We start from the raw sequence: 21,273 nt of genomic DNA, 5'->3' as shown, positions 1-21,273 counted from the left end.
TAACCGTATTTCGTCACTCTCCTACTAATCTAACCAACTTTACCCGCAACATACATTTCTGAAAGTGTGGGAGTTGCGCTACCACCCGATTTTTCGAGGGTAATAGCAAACATAGAAGCAGAGGGAATATTTTTCATTTTGCAAAGGCCTGCGCAATCATTAATAACTCCTGCATCAACAGGTTTTCCATCTACTATGGCCCAAAGTTGGTATTGTTTTCCATTGGCAGGCAGTGGTAGTTTATTTGGTAAAATATAAACATCTTTGGTGTCCATATCCCAAAAAACGGTAGCATAGTTTGCCTCCTTACCTGCTATACCGGGCATAGATACTTTTAGCATATGTGGGGATGTCATCATTTGCATGCTATTATACAAATCCAAACTTTTGGTTTGCATGATTTGGTTATTGGCTTGCAAAGTATTTTTCTCTAAAACAAGTGCCTGGTATTGTAGGGTCGTTTCCTTGAATTTACTATAAAAATAAATATTCATTCCCCCGCTAATTACCAAAAGAATGATTGATGCTGCAGCTAGGAATCGGCTTGTCTGATTTATTTTAACTACCGGTGTTTCATTCAATGGAGTAATTAATGCTTTACTATTTTCAGCATTATTATTTTTTTCGTCAACAAATTCTGATTGTAAAGCGGAAAAAATTTGTTGTTTTAATTGAGGGGGAGGTGCTACTGCATTCGACAATGCTTTGGCTTCCAAGGCCAGTTCAAAATCAGTTAAAGCTTGCTTTATTTCAGGATACCGCAGACATAATTGTTCCAACTCAGCTGCTTCAGCCGAGCTAGCCATGCCTAAAACATAGCTTTCAATTATTCCATTTTGTATGTATTCCTGTGTATTCACTCTTTAATTAATTTATGCAATTCTTTTAAAGCCGCCCTCAGCCTCGTTTTTATTGTACCCAAGGGTATATTAAGCATTTTGGAAATCTCGTCTTGGGTATACCCTTCAAAATAAGCTAATTCAACCAAAACCTTCCATTCAGGCCTTAGACTATGAACTAGTTTTTTTAAACCAATATCATCCGTTTTGATTTCTGCACTACCACTTAAATCATATACGTTTTCAGAGAGCTCTTGGTTTTGTTGGGTTTTTTGAAAGCCTTTACTTCTAGTAGTATCAATGGCAGCATTACGGGCAATATTCAACATCCAAGTATATAATCGACCTTTACTGCTATCATAGGACTGAATTTGCCGAAAAATTTTAATAAATACTTCCTGCAAAGTATCAGCAGCAGCTTCTTGATTGTTTACAATACTAAGGATACTCGCGAACAAAGCACCAGAATAGTTATCGTACAAATAACTAAACGCAGCTTCATTCTGCTGAGTTAATAGCAAAACAAGTTCAGACTCACTGTATTGTAGTTTATTTTCCAAGTAGAAAAAATAGGAAATGAAGAATGATTAACCAACTAACGCTTCGTAAGCATCTTTGGTCATCAATCCTTCAAAGCTCGACGGATCAGTAACCGTCATTTTAATCATCCAGCCATCTCCATAAGGATCGGTGTTTACTAATTCAGGTTGTTTTTCTAACAATGCGTTCACTTCTGTTACTGTACCAGCTAATGGTAAAAACAAATCACTTACTGTTTTAACCGCTTCCACCGTACCAAAAACTTCTTCTGCAGCTAATTCTTTACCCACAGTATTGATATCTACATAAACGATATCACCCAATTCGTGTTGAGCAAAATCGGTAATGCCAATAGTAGCAACATTGCCTTCAATACTAATCCATTCGTGGTCTTTCGTGTAACGTAGTTCTGCTGGAAAATTCATATAGCGGTATTTTTATTTTGCAAATATTGAATAAAAATTGAAGGGATACAATTAATTATACTTCATAAAGGTATTTAAAAACCTGATTGCTCAAAATAAAGCAACACATGGTCCTTAATAAAATTCTCTTGTTCGGGAAGACTCATTTCGGGCAATTGCTTTAACTGGGCAAAATGGGGCCAACCTTCTTCATCTTTTCCCTCTACCAAATAATATCCACTTTGGGCAAGCACGGTACAAACCGCTACATGCATTAAGTCTTGTTTTTGTTCCTTCGATATTTTTTCGGCCATAAAACCAGTTTCTTGCAAACCAATCAAGAACAAAACTGCTTCTAAATCGGGCTTTTTGCCAAAACGCTCCAATAATTTGGCTTCCAAAGCCCACCAACGTTGCATCAAATCATCTGTAATAAACATACTGCAAATGTAAACCATCAAGGCATGCCATCATCAACCTTGATAAGGTATATTTGCAGCAAATTCGAGATTATGTTACAGGTAAGTGTATTAAAAGCAGCCCCAGAAAAGGTAAAACAACAGCTGGCAAAAAAACATTTTAAACAACCAGAACTAGTGGATGCTATTATCCAAATAGATGATGAGCGCAAGAAAGTACAAGCTGCTTTTGATGATACACAAGCCAAAGTGAATGCGGCATCCAAAGAAATTGGGCAATTAATGGCTAAAGGAGATAAAGAAGGCGCAGAAGCCATTAAACAAAATGTAGCCAATTGGAAGCAAACACTTGAACCGCTAAAAGAGAAAATGGTACAGTTAGAAAAAGAACTGGCCGACCAATTGGTTCAGCTGCCGAACCTACCAGCAGATATGGTTCCCGAAGGTAAAACACCAGAAGAAAATGAAGTCGTTAGAACGGGGGGATCAATGCCAACACTAGCCGAGGGCTCCGTTCCCCATTGGGACCTCACTACTAAATACAATTTGATCAATTTTGAATTGGGCAATAAAATTACCGGTAGTGGATTCCCGGTATATATAGGTAAGGGCGCCAAATTGCAACGTTCATTGATTCAATATTTTTTAGATTTCAACACAGCGGCTGGCTATACCGAATACTTGCCGCCATTTATGGTAAATGCAGACTCTGCTTATGCTACAGGACAATTGCCCGACAAAGAAGGGCAGATGTACCATGCAACAGAAGATGATTTTTATTTGATTCCAACAGCAGAAGTGCCTGTGACCAATGTGTACAGAGATACCATATTAAAAGAAAGCGATTTTCCAGTAAAAATGACTGCTTATTCTCCTTGCTTTAGAAGAGAAGCGGGCAGTTATGGAAAAGACGTGCGAGGATTAAACAGACTGCACCAGTTTGAAAAAGTAGAAATCATTCAAATTGTACACCCCGATAAGAGTTATGAAACTTTGGAAGATATGGTGTTGCATGTAGAAAAATTATTACAATCATTGGAACTGCCTTATCGCATATTGCGTTTATGTGGCGGTGATATGGGCTTTACCAGTGCCATCACGTATGATTTTGAAGTATACAGTGCAGCACAAGAACGCTGGTTAGAAGTGAGCAGTGTCAGCAATTTCGAAAGCTACCAAGCCAACAGAATGAAATGCAGGTTTAAAGGGGCAGATGGTAAAACCCAATTGGTGCATACCCTGAACGGTAGTTCATTGGCATTGCCCAGAATCATGGCATGCTTATTAGAAAATAACCAAACCGCAGAAGGAATCAATATACCTACAGCATTGCAGTCTTATTTTGGCGCTGCAAAGATTTAATTAAAAGCCGACTCAACTTAATGGGTCGGCTTTTAAATTTAATGTTTAATAAACCGATCAAAAAACTCAATCGTTCTGAGCATTTGGTCAACGCGTTGGCGATTATTGCCTGTGCGTGTTAACTCATGTGTACCGCCTGGATGCCTTACGTACTCTACGGTTCGGCCCAAGACCTTTAAACTTTTGTAAAGCATTTCACTTTGAATCACCCCAGTTCTTAAATCGTTTTCTCCGTGGAAAATGATAAAGGGGGTATGTATTTTATCTACATAATTAATGGGGGATTCACGAAATAAAGTGGGTCTGATTTTTTCTTCCCAAGGATAGCCGCCAAAATAATTAGGCACTAAGCGCCATGCATTGCCTTCTCCAAAGAAAGTACCTAAATCGTAAACGCCTCTTTGCGCACATGCTGCTTTAAAACGTTGGTCGTGGCTGATGATCCATGCTACTAAATAACCTGCATAAGAACCACCAGTTACTGCTAATCTAGCTGTATCAATGAATCCTTCTTTTGCAGCTAAGTCTACAGAAGTTAATACATCTGAAGTAGGTCCTGTACCCCAATCATTTACATTGGCTCTTAGGAACTCTTCACCATATCCGCCTGAACCTCTAGGGTTACCATATACTACCGCATAACCTTTGGCAGCATAATACTGAAACTCATGCCACATAGAGCTTTCACCAGGTCCCCACATAGCAGAAGGACCTCCATGAATATTTAAAATAGTTGGATATTTTTTGCCAGCTACATAATTAGTAGGTTTCATGATCCAATATTCAACCGTTAATCCTTTCTCGTTTTTGAAGGTTCTTTTCTCTGGAAAACTCAATTGTTTTTTACTCACCCAATCGTAGTTGAAATTGCTGATGCGTTTTTCGTTTTTACCATTCACATCAGTCGTGTATAATTCAAATGGATTGGCTACAGCTGTCTTTACATAAACCAGCTTATCTGCTTTCATAGAAAAACTAGAAATGCCTTCATCTAAAGAAGTTAACTGTTCTGATTTTTTTGTTTTTACATTGATGCGATAAATAGGTGCGCCACCATTGCTCTGTGCAGTAAAATAAATATGCTGTTCATCTTTGCTCCAAGTAAGTCCACCCTTATTTCTATCAAAAGGGAGCATCACTAAATCAGCTGCTGTTCCGTTCAAAGGCATTACCGCTAATTCAGGCACATTCACAAAAGACACTGTACCAACTTGAACTGCCAGCCATTTTCCGGATGGAGAAACGGATGGGCTTGAATACGATTTACCTACAGCACCTAGTAATTGTTTCATACCAGATCCATCTGCATTTACGATGAATACTTGGCTTTCTAATGCACGATCAGGATGTTGTGTATTATCGTTATTTCCGGTAAATACAATTTGTTTGCCATCGGGTGTAAAACTAGCTCCCCCAAAACGATGAAAGCCTTGTGTAAGGGCTTTAGGTGTTGATCCTGCTTCAGCAGCAACCATAAATAAATGCGAAAAAGACTGGTCGCCCGATGTGGAAGCTTCTTCCTGAAAATTTAATTTGTTGATTACTTTGGCTTTTCTCTCCGCCACATTCAAATCTAAATAGGCCCTTATTTCTTCTGTTGTACCATCTGGATTGGGTAAGGCTTTATTGGGTTGGAGGAATTGATTCTGTTCAAACCCAGGTTTCTCTGCTGGCCATTTTGGAACCGCTGCAGTTGGGTTGAGTTCTTTGTCTTTTAATAAATCTGCTAAAGAAACAGAAGCACTAAACAATAGCTGGCTTCCATCAGGGCTAAACTGAGGACTGCTGGCTCCATAGCGGAACTTGGTGATTTGAACCGGCTCACCTCCCTCTAATGATAAAAAAAAGATTTGTGGCTTGCCGTCTACTGCTCTTACGAAAGCAATTTTTTTACCATCGGGGCTCCAAACTGGTTGGCTGGCATTTTCCTTAAAAGTTAATGCTCTAGGAGCTGAAGAACCATCTGCTGCTACTAAATACAATTGATTGGTGTATTTATATTCCCACTTACTATTGCCTTCGGGTTCAATACTGTTTAACACAAACACCGCTTGTTTACCATCAGGGCTTAAACTAAGGGCACTCATTTGTTTCATTTTGTACATATCGGTTATTTTAACCAAATCAGCAGTTTGCTGTGCTAAAACCATTAAAGGCATTAGGAAAATGAACAGTAAAAATTTCTTCATTCGACAGTATTTGAGCCTTAAAATACAAAGAATTTGGTTTGGCTAAGCATTGCTATTGTATTTTTGCAGCACAATTACCGATATATGAGCGAAATGGTGAATGAATTCAATAGCTATAGAGAGCGAATGAATGAAGTGATTCTGAGTAAGAATAATTTAGTGATGAAGCGCCTTTGGAACTTAGATACCAATACCTACGATGAAGGTGCATTGGATAAAAAAACCAAAGAAATGTTGGGCTTGGTAGCTAGTATGGTTTTGCGTTGTGATGATTGTATTAAATACCATTTGGGCAAAAGCTTTGAATTGGGCGTAACTACAGAAGAAATGTATGAAATTTTTGCAGTAGCCAACATTGTGGGTGGAACCATTGTAATTCCTCATACCAGAAGAGCAGCAGAATATTGGGAAGAATTAATTAAACAATAAATTATGGCTACTGAAACAATAGCAGCACCTACTTTAACTGCAAAAGATTTTGCAACTGATCAGGAAGTTCGTTGGTGCCCGGGTTGTGGCGATTATTCTATATTAGCACAGGTTCAAAAGATCATGCCAGGCATTGGAGTGCCCAAAGAAAATATTGTAATCATCAGTGGAATTGGTTGTAGCAGCCGTTTCCCTTATTATATGAATACATTTGGCATGCACAGTATTCATGGAAGGGCAACAGCAGTGGCGAGTGGACTAAAAGCAACCAGACCAGAATTAAGTGTATGGATTGTTACAGGGGATGGAGATGGATTAAGTATTGGAGGCAATCATACCATTCATTTACTCAGAAGAAATTTCGATGTCAATATTATGTTGTTCAATAACCAGATTTATGGTTTAACAAAAGGACAATATTCACCTACTTCTGAAACCAATAAAATTACCAAGAGTACGCCATTTGGTAGTATTGATCATCCATTTAATCCATTGGCATTGGCGATGGGTGCAGATGCTACATTTATTGCTCGTTCAATGGATCGTGATCCTAAGCACTTGCAAACATTGTTGACTCGATCACATCAACACAAGGGTGCTTCGTTTTTAGAAATTTATCAGAACTGTAATATTTTTAATGATGGTGCTTTTGAAATTTTCACCGAAAAATCTTCAAAGGCAGATCACGATTTATTTTTAGAACAAGGAAAGCCATTGGTATTTGGTGCCAATCAAAATAAGGGCATTCGTTTGAATGGCTTGCAACCAGAAGTGGTTGAGTTAGGGGAAAATTTTAGTGCAGACGATTGTTGGATTCACGACGAAAAAGATTTCTATAAAGCACAAACATTAATTAGAATGTTTGATGATCCGCATCAATCCAATTTCCAATTCCCCAGACCATTCGGTGTGTTTTATGAAACCGAACGACCTTGTTATGAAGACATGATGGCGATGCAAATTGAGGAAACCATCGCTTCTAAAGGCAGAGGAAATTTGGATCAATTATTACGCGGCAAAGAAGTTTGGGAAATTAAAGAGTAAATCATAAGTGAATCAGTTCATTGCGAAGTGCAAATAATACCAGCCCTACTCGGTTGGTTGTTTTCACTTTCTCAAACAAATTGTCTCTATACCCATCAATGGTTCTAGGGCTAAGATTCATTTTAGCAGCAATTTCTTTTAAGGTTAAATCGGTTGCTAACAATTTTAGGAATTCTTTTTCTCTTTCGGGCAAATTCAACATAACTTGATACTCGTCATTGGGTTCCTCTAATTTATTTTTTATGGATTGAACCAGGTTAAAGCGAAGTAATTGATTAAAATAAATTCCTTTGTAGTACAGTTCATTTAAGCCTCTATTCAACTCTTTAGGATCGGTGTCTTTTGTCATGTATCCCATTGCTCCATATTTAAGCATTTTAATGATGGTTCGTTCATCGTTCAACATGCTCAATACCATGATCTTAATGGAAGGATGATGATTGTATATCCATTCGGCTGTTTCATAGCCATTCATGATGGGCATTGAAATATCCAATAATACCAAATCGGGTAAATTATTAGGATCTAGTTTAGCGATAAATTCATTCCCATTACTGGCTTCAAATAATACCTCAAATCCATCAAATTCTCCAATAATAATAGACAGGCCATTTCTTAATAAGACATGGTCGTCTACCAAAGCAATTTTTTTCATATGTCGTTTTAGTAAGCTGGGGGTATTACTAAACAGTGAAGTGAAGTAACTAAAAAAAAATGAATATAATTTATTGTCAATGCGTTTTTTTATACCGTTAAATCACGGTTTTTTTATGATAGTTTTTCGTATAGATTCCCCGGCTCCGAATTTTATTTTTACCGCTCATCTTTATTGAAAGTGACTATTTGATGAAGATGATATTTTTTAACAAGGGGTTACAAACAAACAGAAGGCGGCATTAGCTGCCTTCCTTTTTTAAGTAACTTTGACTATGCTGCTTCATATACATCCAGACAATCCAAATCCTCGTCATATTAAAACAGTGATAGACTGTTTGTTGTCAGGAGGGGTGATTATATATCCAACCGATACTATTTATGGATTGGGTTGTGATATATTTCAACCAAAAGCAGTAGAAAGAATTGCAAGAATTAAACAAGTAGATCCTGCAAAAGCTCAACTCAGCTTTATTTGTAATGATTTAAGCGATTTGAGTAAGTATTGTAAAACTACCGACACACCGCTCTATCGATTATTGAAAAGTCATTTGCCAGGACCTTACACATTCATTTTGCCTGCAAGTAAAGAAGTGCCTAAAATTCTACAGAATAAAAAAAGTACCATCGGTCTTAGGATACCTGATAATAATATAGCTAGAACCATTGTGTCAGAACTAGGACATCCATTATTGTCTGCATCACTTCCGGGTGAAATGGTAGAAGAGTATACCGATCCTGATATTATGTACGAAAATTTTGAAAAACTCGTAGACATTGTAATACATGGGGGTAATGGGGGGATGATACCCTCTACCATCATTGATTGCACCAAAGATCCTTATGAGTTGTTAAGATTGGGCGCAGGCCCCTGGGAAGAAGTCGGTTAAAAAGGCATTTCCATTTGAGTAGGGCTAATATTAAAACTTCTTCTATGGTGTTGGCAAAGCCCATTGGCTTCAATAGCCAACCGATGTTCTAGGGTGCCATATCCTTTATTACTATTCCAACCGTATTGCGGAAACTGAGCATGAATTTTTTCCATATATGCATCTCTGTAGGTTTTTGCTAGAATACTAGCTGCCGCAATAGAAGCATATTTACCATCTCCTTTTACAATGCATAAATGGGGGATTTTTTTGTATGCTGGGAAACGATTTCCATCAATCAATAAAAATTCAGGTTTTACTTTTAGTTGGTCAATCGCCATATGCATGGCTTTAAAACTGGCTTTTAAAATATTGATACGATCAATTTCTTCTGCATCTACACTGGCCACAGACCAGGCAATAGCATTGGATTCAATTACTTCTCTCAACACTTTTCGCTGCTTTGCACCCACTTGTTTGCTATCATTTAACAAAGGGTGTTTAAAGTTAATGGGTAAAATAACCGCAGCGGCAAACACAGGACCAGCATAACATCCTCTACCAGCTTCATCGCAGCCAGCTTCAACTTGATTTTCTTGATAAAAAGCGGGTAACATTTGGTAAAACTACTTAAACATCAATCAATTCCGAAGTTTGTGTGTTATACCTTTGTATAAACGCTGAAAAGAAAGAGATATGATAGTAGGAGACCGTTCAAATAAGCAAGTAGCCACTTGGTTACTGATAGGTGTGGGAATGACCATTATTCAAATAGCACTCGGAGGAATCACTCGATTAACCGGAAGTGGATTATCTATCACGCAATGGGAAGTGATTACCGGCACATTGCCTCCATTAAATGAAGCAGCTTGGTTAGCAGAATTTGCCAAATATAAACAGACTCCACAGTTTCAATTATTGAATTTTGAATTTCAATTAGATGACTTCAAATTCATTTTTTTCTGGGAGTGGTTTCATCGTTTATGGGCCCGTTTAATAGGGTTGGTTTTTGCTTTTGGATTTATATGGTTTATGGTAAAAAAATCTTTTAAAAAAGAAATGGTCGGCTCTTTATTGGTACTGTTTTTTTTAGGGGCATTACAGGGATTAGTGGGTTGGATCATGGTTGCGAGTGGATTAACAGGTGATGCGGTTTATGTAAAGCCCACTCGATTAGCGCTGCATTTTATTTTAGCATTGGGCTTATTAAGTTATACTTATTGGTTTGCGCTAAAACTATTGGTGCCAACAAATCAAATTATGGAGAGTAAACCCATCAGACAGCAAAATATATTGTTGATTGGATTATTGATACTCCAATTATTATATGGGGCATTAATGGCAGGACACAAAGCAGCCAACGTTGCTGCAACATGGCCTACCATTAATGGTGCGTGGGTTCCTGAAAACTTGTTTAGCCATCAACCATTTTTATTAAATTTTATTGACAATACTACACTGATACATTTTATACACAGAGGTTTAGCTTATTTGATTTTATTGTTAATGATTTTATGGTCAATTAAATTATTTAAAGCAGCCAATACACCAACTTTGCAACGTGCTGCTAAGTTTCCTTTAATATTCACATTGCTGCAAGTAGTATTAGGTATTGCTTCAGTTTTAACAAGTAGTACAATTGTACCTGGTATTTGGGGAAGCTTTGAATGGATGGCGCAATTGCATCAGCTCACAGGAATGTTATTATTACTTTCTTTAGTAACCATTTTATTTTTGGTTCGGCCTAAAATTTGCTAAATTTAAAAAGCTACATAAAAAAATGACAATGTAGTTATACAAGTGAATGAAGCGATATCTGATAGGCATTTGGTTTTCTTTTCCAGTACAACTGTTGTTGCTGCATTTTCGTAGGTACCAGATTTTTTTATTTTTCTGGTACATCTTATTTGCAACAGTAGGAGGAAGCTTCATGAAAACTTTTGGAGCCTATTCTCTTTTTCTAGCACCTGAATATTTTGGCAATATAAGCCCCTTAAGTACAGCAATAGTTGGTGTTACCTCTGGGGTATTTATCATGAGCTGGAACATCACAACTTTTATTTTACACAGTGGACGAATTCAATTTTTGGCTACCACTGCACAACCATTTTTAAAGTACTGCATCAACAATGCGATTATTCCATTTACCTTCTTAATATTTTATTTAGTTGAAGCGTACCAGTATACCATTAATCAAGAATTATTTTTACTATCCGATTTTATAGGGCTTGCATTGGGATATACAGGCGGCTTTATCCTATCGATTGCATTTGCCTTTCTGTATTTTTTTGGTGCCGATAAAACCATTTATAGCACCATATCTGCAACAATCACAGACGCCAATAAACAATATGATTTAATTCCAGATAAACAGAAAGCACCCGATTTAAAACAAGATTTAAGAGTCGATTGGTTTTTTAGTGCAGCTTTCAAACTGCGAAAACCAAGAAATATAAAGCATTATAATCCTGAATTTTTAGAAGCTGTTTTTAACCGTCATCATTTTGCAGCCATTATTGCCATCATGATTGCGTTTGTTTTTTTGATTTTAGTTGGGTTTAGTTCCGATACTAAATTGTTTCAACTACCAGCAGCATCAAGCATTACACTATTACTCGCAATATTAATTGCAGTATCAGGTGCACTCTCATTGTTTTTGCGTTCTTATACATTTGTTGCTGTTATAGCCGCCTATTTTTTAGCCAATGTTTTATACCAATATGATATCATTGATCCAAGAAACAAAGCATACGGATTAGATTATGCCAAAGGGTCTGGTAGGCCAGAATATACCAAGGAAGCCATTCAGCAATTGGCGGCAATTGATTCAGTAGAAAAAGACAAGGCAGCTTTTTTAGAAATTCTCAATAATTGGAAGGCACAACAGGGTCAAGAAAAACCCATCCTATACATTATTAACACCAGTGGTGGCGGAACAAGAAGCGCCACATTTACGATGAATACCCTGCAGTATTTAGATAGTTTGATGCAAGGTCAACTCATGAAAAAAACACTCTTAATCAATGGCGCATCAGGAGGAATGCTGGGGGCTGTTTACTTCAGAGAATTGTATCATGAAAAAATAAAAGGGAATCCCATTAATTTACAGGATAAGCAGTATGTAAATAATATTTCTAAAGATTTATTGAGCCCACTGTTTTCTTCTTTTCTAACAAGAGATATGTTAGGACCTGCACAAAAATTCACGACCAATGGGTTTGAATATGTAAAAGATCGTGGTTATGCTTTTGAAGAAAAATTAAGAGAGAATACAGGTGGTATCATGCAAAAGAAAATCAGTGATTATGAGCAGGCAGAAGCTGCTGCCACTATTCCCTCTGTTTTTTTTAACTCAGTGATTACCCGTGATGGTCGGAAAATGATTATTGCTTCAAGGCCTGTTCGATTTTTAATGCGACCAGTGTCGGATACGACCAATATCCTATCTTTTGATCCTGATGCCATTGATTTCAATAGTTTTTTACACCATCAAAAAAGTGCAGATATTAATTTATTATCGGCGCTTAGAATGAATGCTACATTCCCCTATGTATTGCCCAATGTATGGTTACCAACCCGCCCAGTTATTGATGTGATGGATGCAGGACTTAGGGATAATTATGGCCAAGAATCTGCACTAAGATTTATTTCGGTGTTTAAAGATTGGCTTCAAGAAAATACAGCTAAAGTTGTATTGATACAAATAAGAGATAGAAGCTTAAGCGATTGGGACAAGCCATTGGAAAGTAATTCCTTGATTGGTTTTTTAACTAAACCTTTTTTAATCCTTCAAAATAATTGGTTCAAGATTCAAGACTATTACCAGCATGATCAATTGGATTATATGCACAAAGCATATGGCAGTAATTTTTATCGTTTCTCTTTTCAATACATCCCTTCCAAAAAAGAAGCACCAGCAAGTTTGAGTTTTCATTTAACTGCCGCAGAAAAACGTGATATAGCAAAAGCAGTGAATAATCCTTTGAATCAACAAGAGTTTGAGCGATTAAAAAAACTTATTCAGTAAAAAATGATTTGATCTTATTTTCCCTTAGGCTTTATGAGTAAAAATGCTTTTGGAATAATTTCTACTTGCAATTCTTCTACAGCATCCCTAGGCTCACCATCTATATGTAAGGGAGCTAGTTTAGGATTTTTAATTTTTAGTGCAGGGGTTTGAAAATAGAGAATATTTTTTGAGCTCATATCTTCTACCAACTGTTGCACTTTATTGTTTCCGCGCATCTGTCTTAAAATGGCAAAGGGTAGTTTTGCCTTATTCATTTTTTGCACAATCACAATATCTAATAGTCCATCCGATAAACTAGCTTGTGGTGCTATAATAGCATTGTTGCCAAATTGATTACTATTGGCAATGCTAATAAAAAAGGCATCGGTAAAAAATGAAAAATGATCTAATACAATTTCAAATTGATAAGGGTTGGCTTTAAAAAATTGGATAATACTTTGCTGTGTGTAGGTAAATAAACCACGGGTTGTTTTTTGCGCAAAGTCGTGCGCCACTTGTGCGTCAAAGCCCATACCGCTTAACATGCAAGCGTATTCACCATTTACCGAAAAAGCATCAACTTCTTCGGCAGACCCATTAAAAATTAATTCTATAGCCGCTTTCATACTAGTAGGGATGCTAGCCGCACGTGCAAGGCCATTACCTGATCCTACAGGTATAATTCCAAACTGAACGCCTGTATCTCTTAATGCACCAGTAACTTGGTTTACGGTACCATCACCACCTAAAATAACTACGTCGGTAAATTTTTCTTTTACAATATGATCTCTTAGAAATTCATAATTACCTGTTGCATTGGTAGGAAATACACGGTACTCAATACCTTTTGCAGTAGTTATTTTTTCAACTAGTTCTCTGATTTTATCTTTTTTGGATGTACCAGAAATCGGATTGATTAAATAAATAATTTTTCTTGTCATGGAATTCGCTCCTCGGTATTGCTACCATTTCATTAATGCACTAGCCCAAGTAAACCCGCTACCAAATGCAGCCAAGCATACCAAGTCTCCTTCTTTGATCATTCCTTTTTCCCAAGCTTCACAAAGTGCTATCGGAATAGATGCAGCTGTTGTGTTACCATAGTTCATAATATTATTATAAACCTGGTGGTCTTGTAATTTTAATTTCTGTTGTACAAATTGACTGATGCGCAAATTGGCCTGATGTGGTATCAACATATTTATATCTGTTGATTCGTAACCATTTTTATGTAATGATTCCATAATCACTTCAGGAAACTTTACTACTGCTTTTTTAAATACAGCTGGTCCGTCCATATAAGGATAATTCTGCGCGTTGTCTATCATTTGATGACTCATAAACATTTGAGAAATTTCAGCGTCGTCAAAGCTGGCGTAGTCTTTGGTGCCCCAATGATTGGCGTGCGAACCAGGATTGTACATGGCTAAAATTTCAGCAGACTCTCCATCACTATGTAAATGCGTACTTAAAATTCCTTGTCCCTCTTTTTCGGTTGGTTGCATTACTACTGCACCCGCACCATCTCCAAAAATCACCGACACATTTCTTCCACGAGTTGAAAAATCTAAACCAAAGGAATGCTTTTCGCTACCAATCACCAATATATTCTTATACATCCCGGTTTTAATAAATTGATCGGCTACACTTAATGCGTAAACAAAACCGCTGCATTGATTTCTTATGTCTAATGCACCCACTTCTTTCATTTGCATGGCTCTTTGAACCAATACACCGCAACCAGGAAAATAATAGTCTGGTGAAAGTGTAGCAAAAATGATGAAGTCAATATCTTGTGCTGTGATGCCCGCTCTTTCAATAGCTATTTTAGCCGCTTCCACTCCCATGGTTGTAGTGGTTTCTTCGGTTCTATGAGCGTATCTGCGTTCTTTTATTCCTGTTCTTTCTTGGATCCATTCGTCATTGGTTTCCATGTATTTAGTGAGATCATTATTCGTAACTACATTAGCAGGTACATACATGCCGATTCCGGCAATTTTACTCAATGGCATATGCAAGCAAATTTGTTAAGGGATGAAGGTAAGGAACTTTTATGGTTAGCTCTACCATGCTGTTTAAAAAGTATACCCAACCGAAACACCAAATTGTAAAAGTGGGAATAGACCGCCAATATTGCTATTTTGACTGCTTCTGATACGAATATCATCCACTGCTAACCCAATATTACCACCCCAAAAAAAACGTTTATTTATTTCCCTTTGGAAACCATAATGCACCTGGATACTTCTGATATTCTCAAAATTAGTAGATTGATTGCTTTTTGCAAAAGGTGGTGTAGATGCAAAATATTTTAAAGCAAAATAGTTGCCCGAGTAATTGTTTATATTTTTCTTTTTCTTGTACCGATGGTATAAGTTTACATATCTTCTTAATTCTACTCCAAAAAAACCAACTGTACTGCTATTGCTTAACGCCGGATCATTGCTTTCTTTGGTAAAACCAAATGCAGAAACTAGCCCTACCTGCGGCATTATTGTAAGTTTGGGTAAAATGGTGATTTCAGCCGAACCGAACAAATGAAAACCAATAGGTGCAAGTAGATTAGCCCTAATAATGGGTGAATGTTGCTTTGGTAGTGCTCTATTTTTGGGAATTATTTGACTGTTTAGGCTATTAGTTGCTATTACACTTAAACATATTATGAGTATAATTTTTTTCATTTGTTTAGTTGTTGATTTTAAAAAACATACCCCACTGTAAGACCAAATTGTAACAGTGGTATTTTGGTAACTAAGCCATCTTTGATTGGATGCTTGCTGAGAACTTTTCCTGCGTAAATTCCTGCAAAGCAATGACGATTCCATTGAATTTGACCTCCAACGTTTATCTGCCAGGCACTAACATTTTCATAAGTATAATTTACTGCACTGTTGATTTTACTAGATGGGGTACTAGCAAAATATTTTAATGCAATATATGCCCCTGAAAAGCCAAATAAGGGTGCATGCGTTTTTCGCATTCTTGGAGTTGGCCTATAAAAATACCTTAACTCTGGAGATATAAATCCAGAAAAGCCTATCTTATCGCTATCTGCTAATTCTGCAGGATCGGTTACATTCCATGGAGGATCTCCATCATCAATTGAAGTACCCATTTGAATATTTAGAGTCAACCGCTTCAATAATTTTACTTCGCCCGAAATAAAAGGTTGAAAACCAAATGGGAAATGTATTCCTGCTCTAAAAATGATTGGTTTATTAAAGTTGTAATCTGTTGAATCAATTATTAAACTGTTGAGTTTATTTATTTGTGCAGTTACTGAAACCGAGGTCAAAATAAAAAACAGGAGTAATAAAATTAATGCGTTGTTTTTTATCTTGGAAATAATCCCCATAGACGGCTATTGAATTATTTAAATCTAAAAAATAATTTCAATCATGATTTATTGCCGGTATTAAAAATTACATAAATCACCGCCCTATTTATCTGCAACAGCTATATTTAATTCTTACCCAATTGTAATACCTGATTTAGAAATGCAGCTGTTTCTTTTTCTACTGAAATGATATCTTTTGATTGAATAGGAGAAGCCATTACATGGTTTCCTGAGTTAGGAACGGGAATCATTCTTTTCTTTTCAGCAGCAGTGCCTACTTCTGCAAACATTTTTTTCATAGCGTCTACACTAACCACTGGGTCTTGTTCTTGTTCATTTTTAAAATAATACAAGACCAACAAAGGTTGATTCACTTTTGCAAAATTTTCCTTGGTCATGGTAGTCTCTAGTAATTCTTCTAATTGTACAGTGGCTTCTAAGCGATACTTGGTATTCCAATATTGAGGGTAAAGCGGGTTGTCTTTGGTAACGCCCATATAATTGGAGCCTTTTACCAACCGCGCAATCTGTAATCCCCATGGGTTATTCAATAGCCAAGCATTCGGGTCTTTAATGGCAATATTAGGAGAATATAAAACCAAGCCAGCAATTTCTGGATACATTGCTGCCAATTGTAACGCCAATGTACCGCCAGTTGAAGTGCCCATTAAAATCACTTTTTCACCCAATTGTTTGCCAATCGCATAAGCCTCTTTTGCAGACTCAAATAAAGTTTCAGCTGTCATATTAATCAGCGCATCAGTAGTGTCAATGCCATGCTCAGACAAACGTGCTAAATACAAATTGCAACCAAATTGCTTTGCGATGTTTTGATGCACTGGATTGCCCTCTTCTTGGCTGGCACTAAATCCATGTAAATAAACAATTGCATAAGGTGTTTTCTGTTTTACACTATCGTTGGCCCAAACAATTCTTGCTTCATTATTGGGTCGGGTGTTATGCTTTTTTTCGTTTGAGTGGATTGAAGCCTCCAATTCAGCAGGGTTGCTTGGAATAGTCGGAAGGGTTGAAGTATAAACCGGTGTTGACGGATTGGGGCCAACAAAATAAATGATGCCTAATACCAGAACAATTCCCATTAACCATTTTAATATGCGCATAAAATTGAATTAAATATTTTTAAGATACCAGGCCCAAGCCATTAGAAGAGGTTGTAAAACCAATAGTCGAACCCATCCAATCATTGGAGTCATTTGAAAACTACCTATTTTAAAGTTCCCCAATTGAATCATATAAATATGTGCTGGAATAAATGCAATCAGCATGGCAATGATTCCATAAATAGCCCAGTTTCGGGTAGCTGAAAAGCATAAACCAATGGCCAATACTATTTCGGCAATGCCAGCCAATATATTTAATGTATGCGCCCACTTGGCCAGATACGGTGGAAATAAAGGGGTATAAAAGCTTGGATTAATAAAATGATAGCTCCCCGCAAAGAGGTAAAAAACAACCATTATAATCAACAAAATCAATTTCATTGGCCTATCGTTCAAATAAAATTAGGGTTTATTGTGCATCCACCATAGCATAGTTAACAGAATAATGACCCTTATTTACTTGCTGCCCCACGTTAAAGCCGTACCTTTGCCGCTCAAATAAACAGTATGAATCATCTAATTGATTGATACTGAGTCAAATACACAATAATGGAAATAAGAAACATTGCCATCATCGCACACGTTGACCATGGCAAAACAACTTTAGTAGACCGAATTTTAGGTGCCACTAAAGTATTTAGAGACAACCAGGATGCTGGTGAGTTAATCATGGACAGCAACGATTTAGAAAGAGAGCGTGGAATCACCATCTTTAGTAAAAACGCTGCAGTTACCTACAATAACTATAAAATCAATGTAATTGATACTCCGGGCCACAGTGATTTTGGTGGTGAAGTAGAACGCGTATTGAAAATGGCCGATGGGGTTATTTTGTTGGTGGATGCTTTTGAAGGACCAATGCCTCAAACTCGTTTTGTATTGCAGAAAGCATTGCAATTGAACTTGCATCCTATTGTGGTGATTAATAAAGTGGATAAACCCAATTGTAGACCAGACGAGGTTCACGATGCGGTTTTTGAATTATTCTTCAACTTAGATGCAACAGAAGAGCAATTAAATTTTCCTACTTTTTATGGTAGTGGAAAGAACGGTTGGTTCAATGATAGCTTAACACAAACAGAAGATATCTTCCCTTTAATGGATGGTATCATTAAATATGTACCAGCTCCTAAAGTAAACGAAGGGACGCTTCAGTTACAAATTACTTCATTGGATTATTCTTCCTTCTTAGGTAGAATTGCGATTGGTAAAGTAACCAGAGGTTCTATTAAAGAAGGACAACAAATTGCATTGGTACAAGCAGATGGTACTTTCAAAAGAATGAAAGTAAAAGAATTGTATGTGTTCGAAGGAATGGGCAAGCGTAAGGTAACAGAAGTATTATCTGGAGATCTTTGTGCCGTAGTAGGATTGGAAGAGTTCAATATTGGAGATACTATTGCTGATTTGGAAAACCCTGAAGGTTTACCAATTATTAGTGTGGATGAGCCTACCATGAGTATGACATTCAGCATTAACAACTCTCCTTTCTTTGGTAGAGATGGTAAGTTTGTTACATCACGTCACTTGCGTGATCGTTTGATGAAAGAAACCGAAAAGAACTTGGCATTAAGAGTAGAAGATACAGACAGTGCAGATAGCTTCTTAGTTTTTGGTAGAGGTATTTTACACTTAGGCGTATTGGTAGAAACCATGCGTAGAGAAGGATATGAATTAACGGTAGGTAATCCTCAGGTATTGGTTAAAACCATTGATGGTAAAAAACACGAGCCTTATGAGAACCTAGTGGTAGATGTTCCATCCGAATACAGTGGTAAAGTAATTGACTTAGTAACCCAGCGTAAGGGTGAAATGCAAATCATGGAATCGAAAGGCGAAATGCAACACCTTGAATTTGAAATTCCTTCAAGAGGGTTGATTGGTCTTAGATCTCAGATGTTAACCGGTACAGCAGGTGAAGCAGTAATGGCGCACCGCTTTATTGATTACAAACCATGGAAAGGACCAATCCCTGGAAGAAGCAATGGTGTATTAATTGCGAAGTTCCAAGGAGTAACTACTGCCTATTCAATTGATAAATTACAAGATCGCGGATCTTTCTTTGTAGATCCAGGAGATGAAGTATATGTAGGCCAAATTATTGCAGAACATATTAAGCCAGGAGATTTAAATGTGAATGCAGTGGAAATGAAAAAACTGACGAACCACCGTGCAAGCGGAAGTGATGATGCAGTTAGAATTGTTCCAAAATTGCAGTTCACATTAGAAGAGTGTATGGAATATATTCAGCAAGATGAGTGTATTGAAGTAACCCCTAAGAATATTCGTATGCGTAAATCTATTTTAGATGAAAACGAACGTTCTAAAGTTTCTAAGAGCATGAAATCTGAAGCAGTAGGATAATTACTTATTGTTACAATAAATAGAAAGAGGCACTCAATTGAGTGCCTCTTTTTTTTCATGCTCCCTTTTAATTAATTTTTGCTGATTACAGCGTTTTCAATAATAATGGTTTCAAAGCTTACATTGTACTGTTCAGATTTCTTTGATTTTACTTCTTCAATTACAAAAGACAATTTGCTTGATTCGTCTTTTGGGAATTTAAAAGTTTTGTTGAAATCTTTCTCAGCATAATTGCCTTTGAAAATCATTTCATTGTTGGCGTCTGTAATGATAAGGTTAAATGATGCACCTGTTGGGTTGCTGAATTTTACCTGAATCGTGTGTAATTGATTTTTATCAATACCACTGTACTTTACTTCTGCTTTGCTCTTAGTAGATATATCATAAGCTCTTACAGGAGATACAGACGCGTTGGCCGATAAAAACATCAATGAAGACACCACAGATCCAAAAACGATTCTCTTAACACTGGTAACGATTGTTTGCTTTTTCATACTTTTCAAATTTTACTGTGAGTAAATAGATTCTTCTCAAATGGCAACAGCAAACGAAAAAGCTTAGTGTACACTATACACATTAATACCCAAACGAGGAAAAAGTAACCCGTTGGATGGAGTTAAAATTATAAGTAATTGAAAATGAAGTAGTTATTTTATTTAACTGGCTTGTTCAAAGTATCCCAGAGCAGGTCTTTTAACTCGGTTAACCCCTTATTGGTCACCGAAGAAATGAATACATGTGGGATATTGGCCGGCAATTCTTTACTGATGGCTTCTTTTAATTCATCGTCGAGCATATCACTTTTACTAATAGCGATGATGAAATCTTTCTGCAACATATCTTCATTATAATTTCTCAGCTCTTGGCGTAGAATCTCAAATTCTTTACCATGGTCATTGCTGTCTGCAGGAATTAGAAATAATAAAACGGAGTTGCGTTCAATATGTCTTAAGAAACGATGTCCCAATCCTTTTCCTTCTGCTGCTCCTTCAATAATACCCGGCAAATCGGCTATACAAAATGATTTTGAATCGCGATATTCTACCATACCCAATTGAGGAATCAAGGTAGTAAATGCATAGTTGGCAATCTTAGGTTTAGCAGCGGTTATTGAAGATAGTAAAGTAGATTTTCCTGCATTTGGGAATCCTACCAAACCCACGTCTGCCAATACTTTTAGCTCAATATTTTTCCAGCCTTCTATACCAGGTTCTCCTGGTTGTGCATGGTCGGGTGCTTGGTTGGTTGGGGTAGCAAAATTGCCATTACCTAGCCCACCTCTACCTCCACGAATCCAAATATATTCTTGTCCGTCTGCTAAAATTTCTGCTTCAATTTTTCCGGTCTCTTCATCTCTTGCAACAGTCCCTAATGGAACATCTATGATGATATCTTTTCCATCTCTTCCAGTACAATTGTCTTTGCTACCATTCTCTCCATTTTCGGCTAACACGTTTTTAAAATACCTCAAGTGCAATAGTGTCCAAAGGTTACTATTCCCTCTTAAAATAATATGACCACCGCGGCCTCCATCACCTCCATCAGGCCCACCCATTGCAGTTAATTTATTGCGCATAAAATGCCTAACACCTGCGCCACCGTGACCACTGCGGGCAAAAATTCTGATATAGTCTATGAAGTTATTCCTTTCCGACACTTGAATGATTTAGCTGCAAAGATACAACATTGCAAA

Annotated in this window: 22 protein-coding genes; 7 read left to right on the top strand and 15 right to left on the bottom strand. The window is 37.1% G+C overall.

Annotation, left to right across the window (positions count from 1 at the left end; all coding sequences use genetic code 11):
• Nucleotides 1-29: 29 nt before the first annotated feature.
• From ACTIEI_RS02065 to ACTIEI_RS02050, 4 genes are all read right to left on the bottom strand, one after another.
• Nucleotides 30-860: an anti-sigma factor gene (locus tag ACTIEI_RS02065; RefSeq protein ID WP_439504614.1), complete on the bottom strand. Its 831-nt coding sequence runs from the start codon at nt 858-860 to the stop codon at nt 30-32.
• On the bottom strand, nt 857-1,399 hold the full coding sequence (locus ACTIEI_RS02060) for an RNA polymerase sigma factor (RefSeq protein WP_439504613.1): 543 nt from the start codon (nt 1,397-1,399) through the stop codon (nt 857-859). Before ACTIEI_RS02060 ends, ACTIEI_RS02065 begins: the two co-directional genes overlap by 4 nt.
• A 27-nt stretch (nt 1,400-1,426) precedes the next feature.
• Complete coding sequence (gene gcvH, locus ACTIEI_RS02055) at nt 1,427-1,804, bottom strand: glycine cleavage system protein GcvH (protein WP_439504612.1); 378 nt, start codon at nt 1,802-1,804, stop codon at nt 1,427-1,429.
• A 74-nt stretch (nt 1,805-1,878) separates the two neighbouring features.
• Nucleotides 1,879-2,223 carry a hypothetical protein gene (locus tag ACTIEI_RS02050; RefSeq protein ID WP_439504611.1) on the bottom strand — a complete coding sequence of 115 codons (345 nt, stop codon included), beginning with the start codon at nt 2,221-2,223 and terminating at the stop codon, nt 1,879-1,881.
• A 72-nt stretch (nt 2,224-2,295) separates the two neighbouring features.
• Between ACTIEI_RS02050 and serS the strand changes: the two genes are divergently transcribed.
• Nucleotides 2,296-3,564, top strand: coding sequence for a serine--tRNA ligase (serS, locus tag ACTIEI_RS02045; protein ID WP_439504610.1), 1,269 nt, complete (start codon nt 2,296-2,298; stop codon nt 3,562-3,564).
• Between the two features lie 38 nt (nt 3,565-3,602).
• On the opposite strand, the gene ACTIEI_RS02040 is transcribed toward serS, so the two are convergent.
• A complete protein-coding gene (locus tag ACTIEI_RS02040; protein ID WP_439504609.1) occupies nt 3,603-5,753 on the bottom strand; it encodes a S9 family peptidase in 2,151 nt (716 codons plus the stop codon).
• An 84-nt stretch (nt 5,754-5,837) separates the two neighbouring features.
• On the opposite strand from ACTIEI_RS02040, the gene ACTIEI_RS02035 reads away from it, so the two are divergent.
• Together ACTIEI_RS02035 and ACTIEI_RS02030 are read left to right on the top strand one after the other, a co-directional pair.
• Nucleotides 5,838-6,182 carry a carboxymuconolactone decarboxylase family protein gene (locus ACTIEI_RS02035; RefSeq protein ID WP_324207284.1) on the top strand — a complete coding sequence of 115 codons (345 nt, stop codon included), beginning with the start codon at nt 5,838-5,840 and terminating at the stop codon, nt 6,180-6,182.
• Nucleotides 6,183-6,185: 3 nt separating this feature from the next.
• On the top strand, nt 6,186-7,226 hold the full coding sequence (locus ACTIEI_RS02030; protein WP_439504608.1) for a 2-oxoacid:ferredoxin oxidoreductase subunit beta: 1,041 nt from the start codon (nt 6,186-6,188) through the stop codon (nt 7,224-7,226).
• Between the two features lies 1 nt (nt 7,227).
• On the opposite strand, the gene ACTIEI_RS02025 is transcribed toward ACTIEI_RS02030, so the two are convergent.
• Nucleotides 7,228-7,881: a response regulator gene (locus ACTIEI_RS02025; RefSeq protein ID WP_439504607.1), complete on the bottom strand. Its 654-nt coding sequence runs from the start codon at nt 7,879-7,881 to the stop codon at nt 7,228-7,230.
• 274 nt (nt 7,882-8,155) lie between these two features.
• Here ACTIEI_RS02025 and ACTIEI_RS02020 point away from each other — a divergent pair, with 274 nt between their 5' ends.
• Nucleotides 8,156-8,770 (top strand): L-threonylcarbamoyladenylate synthase, encoded by a 615-nt coding sequence (locus tag ACTIEI_RS02020; protein WP_439504606.1) that lies wholly within the window; start codon nt 8,156-8,158, stop codon nt 8,768-8,770.
• Here the strand turns inward: ACTIEI_RS02020 and ACTIEI_RS02015 are convergent.
• Nucleotides 8,767-9,366 (bottom strand): ribonuclease HII, encoded by a 600-nt coding sequence (locus tag ACTIEI_RS02015; protein ID WP_439504605.1) that lies wholly within the window; start codon nt 9,364-9,366, stop codon nt 8,767-8,769. The genes ACTIEI_RS02020 and ACTIEI_RS02015 overlap by 4 nt on opposite strands.
• A gap of 79 nt (nt 9,367-9,445) precedes the next feature.
• Here ACTIEI_RS02015 and ACTIEI_RS02010 point away from each other — a divergent pair, with 79 nt between their 5' ends.
• Together ACTIEI_RS02010 and ACTIEI_RS02005 are read left to right on the top strand one after the other, a co-directional pair.
• A complete protein-coding gene (locus ACTIEI_RS02010; RefSeq protein WP_439504604.1) occupies nt 9,446-10,507 on the top strand; it encodes a COX15/CtaA family protein in 1,062 nt (353 codons plus the stop codon).
• A gap of 46 nt (nt 10,508-10,553) precedes the next feature.
• Nucleotides 10,554-12,776, top strand: a complete 2,223-nt coding sequence (locus tag ACTIEI_RS02005) for a hypothetical protein (RefSeq protein WP_439504603.1) — start codon at nt 10,554-10,556, stop codon at nt 12,774-12,776.
• A 14-nt stretch (nt 12,777-12,790) separates the two neighbouring features.
• Here ACTIEI_RS02005 and ACTIEI_RS02000 read toward each other — a convergent pair whose 3' ends face one another.
• From ACTIEI_RS02000 to ACTIEI_RS01975, 6 genes are all read right to left on the bottom strand, one after another.
• On the bottom strand, nt 12,791-13,699 hold the full coding sequence (locus ACTIEI_RS02000; RefSeq protein WP_439504602.1) for a diacylglycerol/lipid kinase family protein: 909 nt from the start codon (nt 13,697-13,699) through the stop codon (nt 12,791-12,793).
• A 21-nt stretch (nt 13,700-13,720) separates the two neighbouring features.
• Nucleotides 13,721-14,770, bottom strand: a complete 1,050-nt coding sequence (locus ACTIEI_RS01995; protein ID WP_439504601.1) for a 3-oxoacyl-ACP synthase III family protein — start codon at nt 14,768-14,770, stop codon at nt 13,721-13,723.
• Nucleotides 14,771-14,833: 63 nt separating this feature from the next.
• Nucleotides 14,834-15,439 (bottom strand): hypothetical protein, encoded by a 606-nt coding sequence (locus ACTIEI_RS01990; protein ID WP_439504600.1) that lies wholly within the window; start codon nt 15,437-15,439, stop codon nt 14,834-14,836.
• Nucleotides 15,440-15,456: 17 nt separating this feature from the next.
• Complete coding sequence (locus ACTIEI_RS01985) at nt 15,457-16,113, bottom strand: hypothetical protein (RefSeq protein ID WP_439504599.1); 657 nt, start codon at nt 16,111-16,113, stop codon at nt 15,457-15,459.
• 107 nt (nt 16,114-16,220) lie between these two features.
• The gene (locus ACTIEI_RS01980) at nt 16,221-17,216 is read right to left on the bottom strand and encodes an alpha/beta hydrolase (RefSeq protein WP_439504598.1); all 996 of its coding nucleotides are present in this window, start codon (nt 17,214-17,216) and stop codon (nt 16,221-16,223) included.
• Nucleotides 17,217-17,225: 9 nt separating this feature from the next.
• Nucleotides 17,226-17,597, bottom strand: a complete 372-nt coding sequence (locus ACTIEI_RS01975; RefSeq protein WP_439504597.1) for a DoxX family protein — start codon at nt 17,595-17,597, stop codon at nt 17,226-17,228.
• A gap of 168 nt (nt 17,598-17,765) precedes the next feature.
• On the opposite strand from ACTIEI_RS01975, the gene typA reads away from it, so the two are divergent.
• On the top strand, nt 17,766-19,580 hold the full coding sequence (typA, locus tag ACTIEI_RS01970) for a translational GTPase TypA (RefSeq protein ID WP_304761323.1): 1,815 nt from the start codon (nt 17,766-17,768) through the stop codon (nt 19,578-19,580).
• Nucleotides 19,581-19,651: 71 nt separating this feature from the next.
• On the opposite strand, the gene ACTIEI_RS01965 is transcribed toward typA, so the two are convergent.
• Together ACTIEI_RS01965 and obgE are read right to left on the bottom strand one after the other, a co-directional pair.
• Nucleotides 19,652-20,074 (bottom strand): hypothetical protein, encoded by a 423-nt coding sequence (locus ACTIEI_RS01965; protein ID WP_439504596.1) that lies wholly within the window; start codon nt 20,072-20,074, stop codon nt 19,652-19,654.
• Nucleotides 20,075-20,232: 158 nt separating this feature from the next.
• Nucleotides 20,233-21,237, bottom strand: coding sequence for a GTPase ObgE (gene obgE / locus ACTIEI_RS01960; RefSeq protein WP_439504595.1), 1,005 nt, complete (start codon nt 21,235-21,237; stop codon nt 20,233-20,235).
• Nucleotides 21,238-21,273: the final 36 nt, after the last annotated feature.

It is taken from the genome of Sediminibacterium sp., from assembly GCF_051860225.1.
In the GTDB taxonomy this organism is placed as follows: Bacteria; Bacteroidota; Bacteroidia; order Chitinophagales; family Chitinophagaceae; genus Sediminibacterium.
This window is presented reverse-complemented; position numbering and strand designations above follow the sequence as displayed.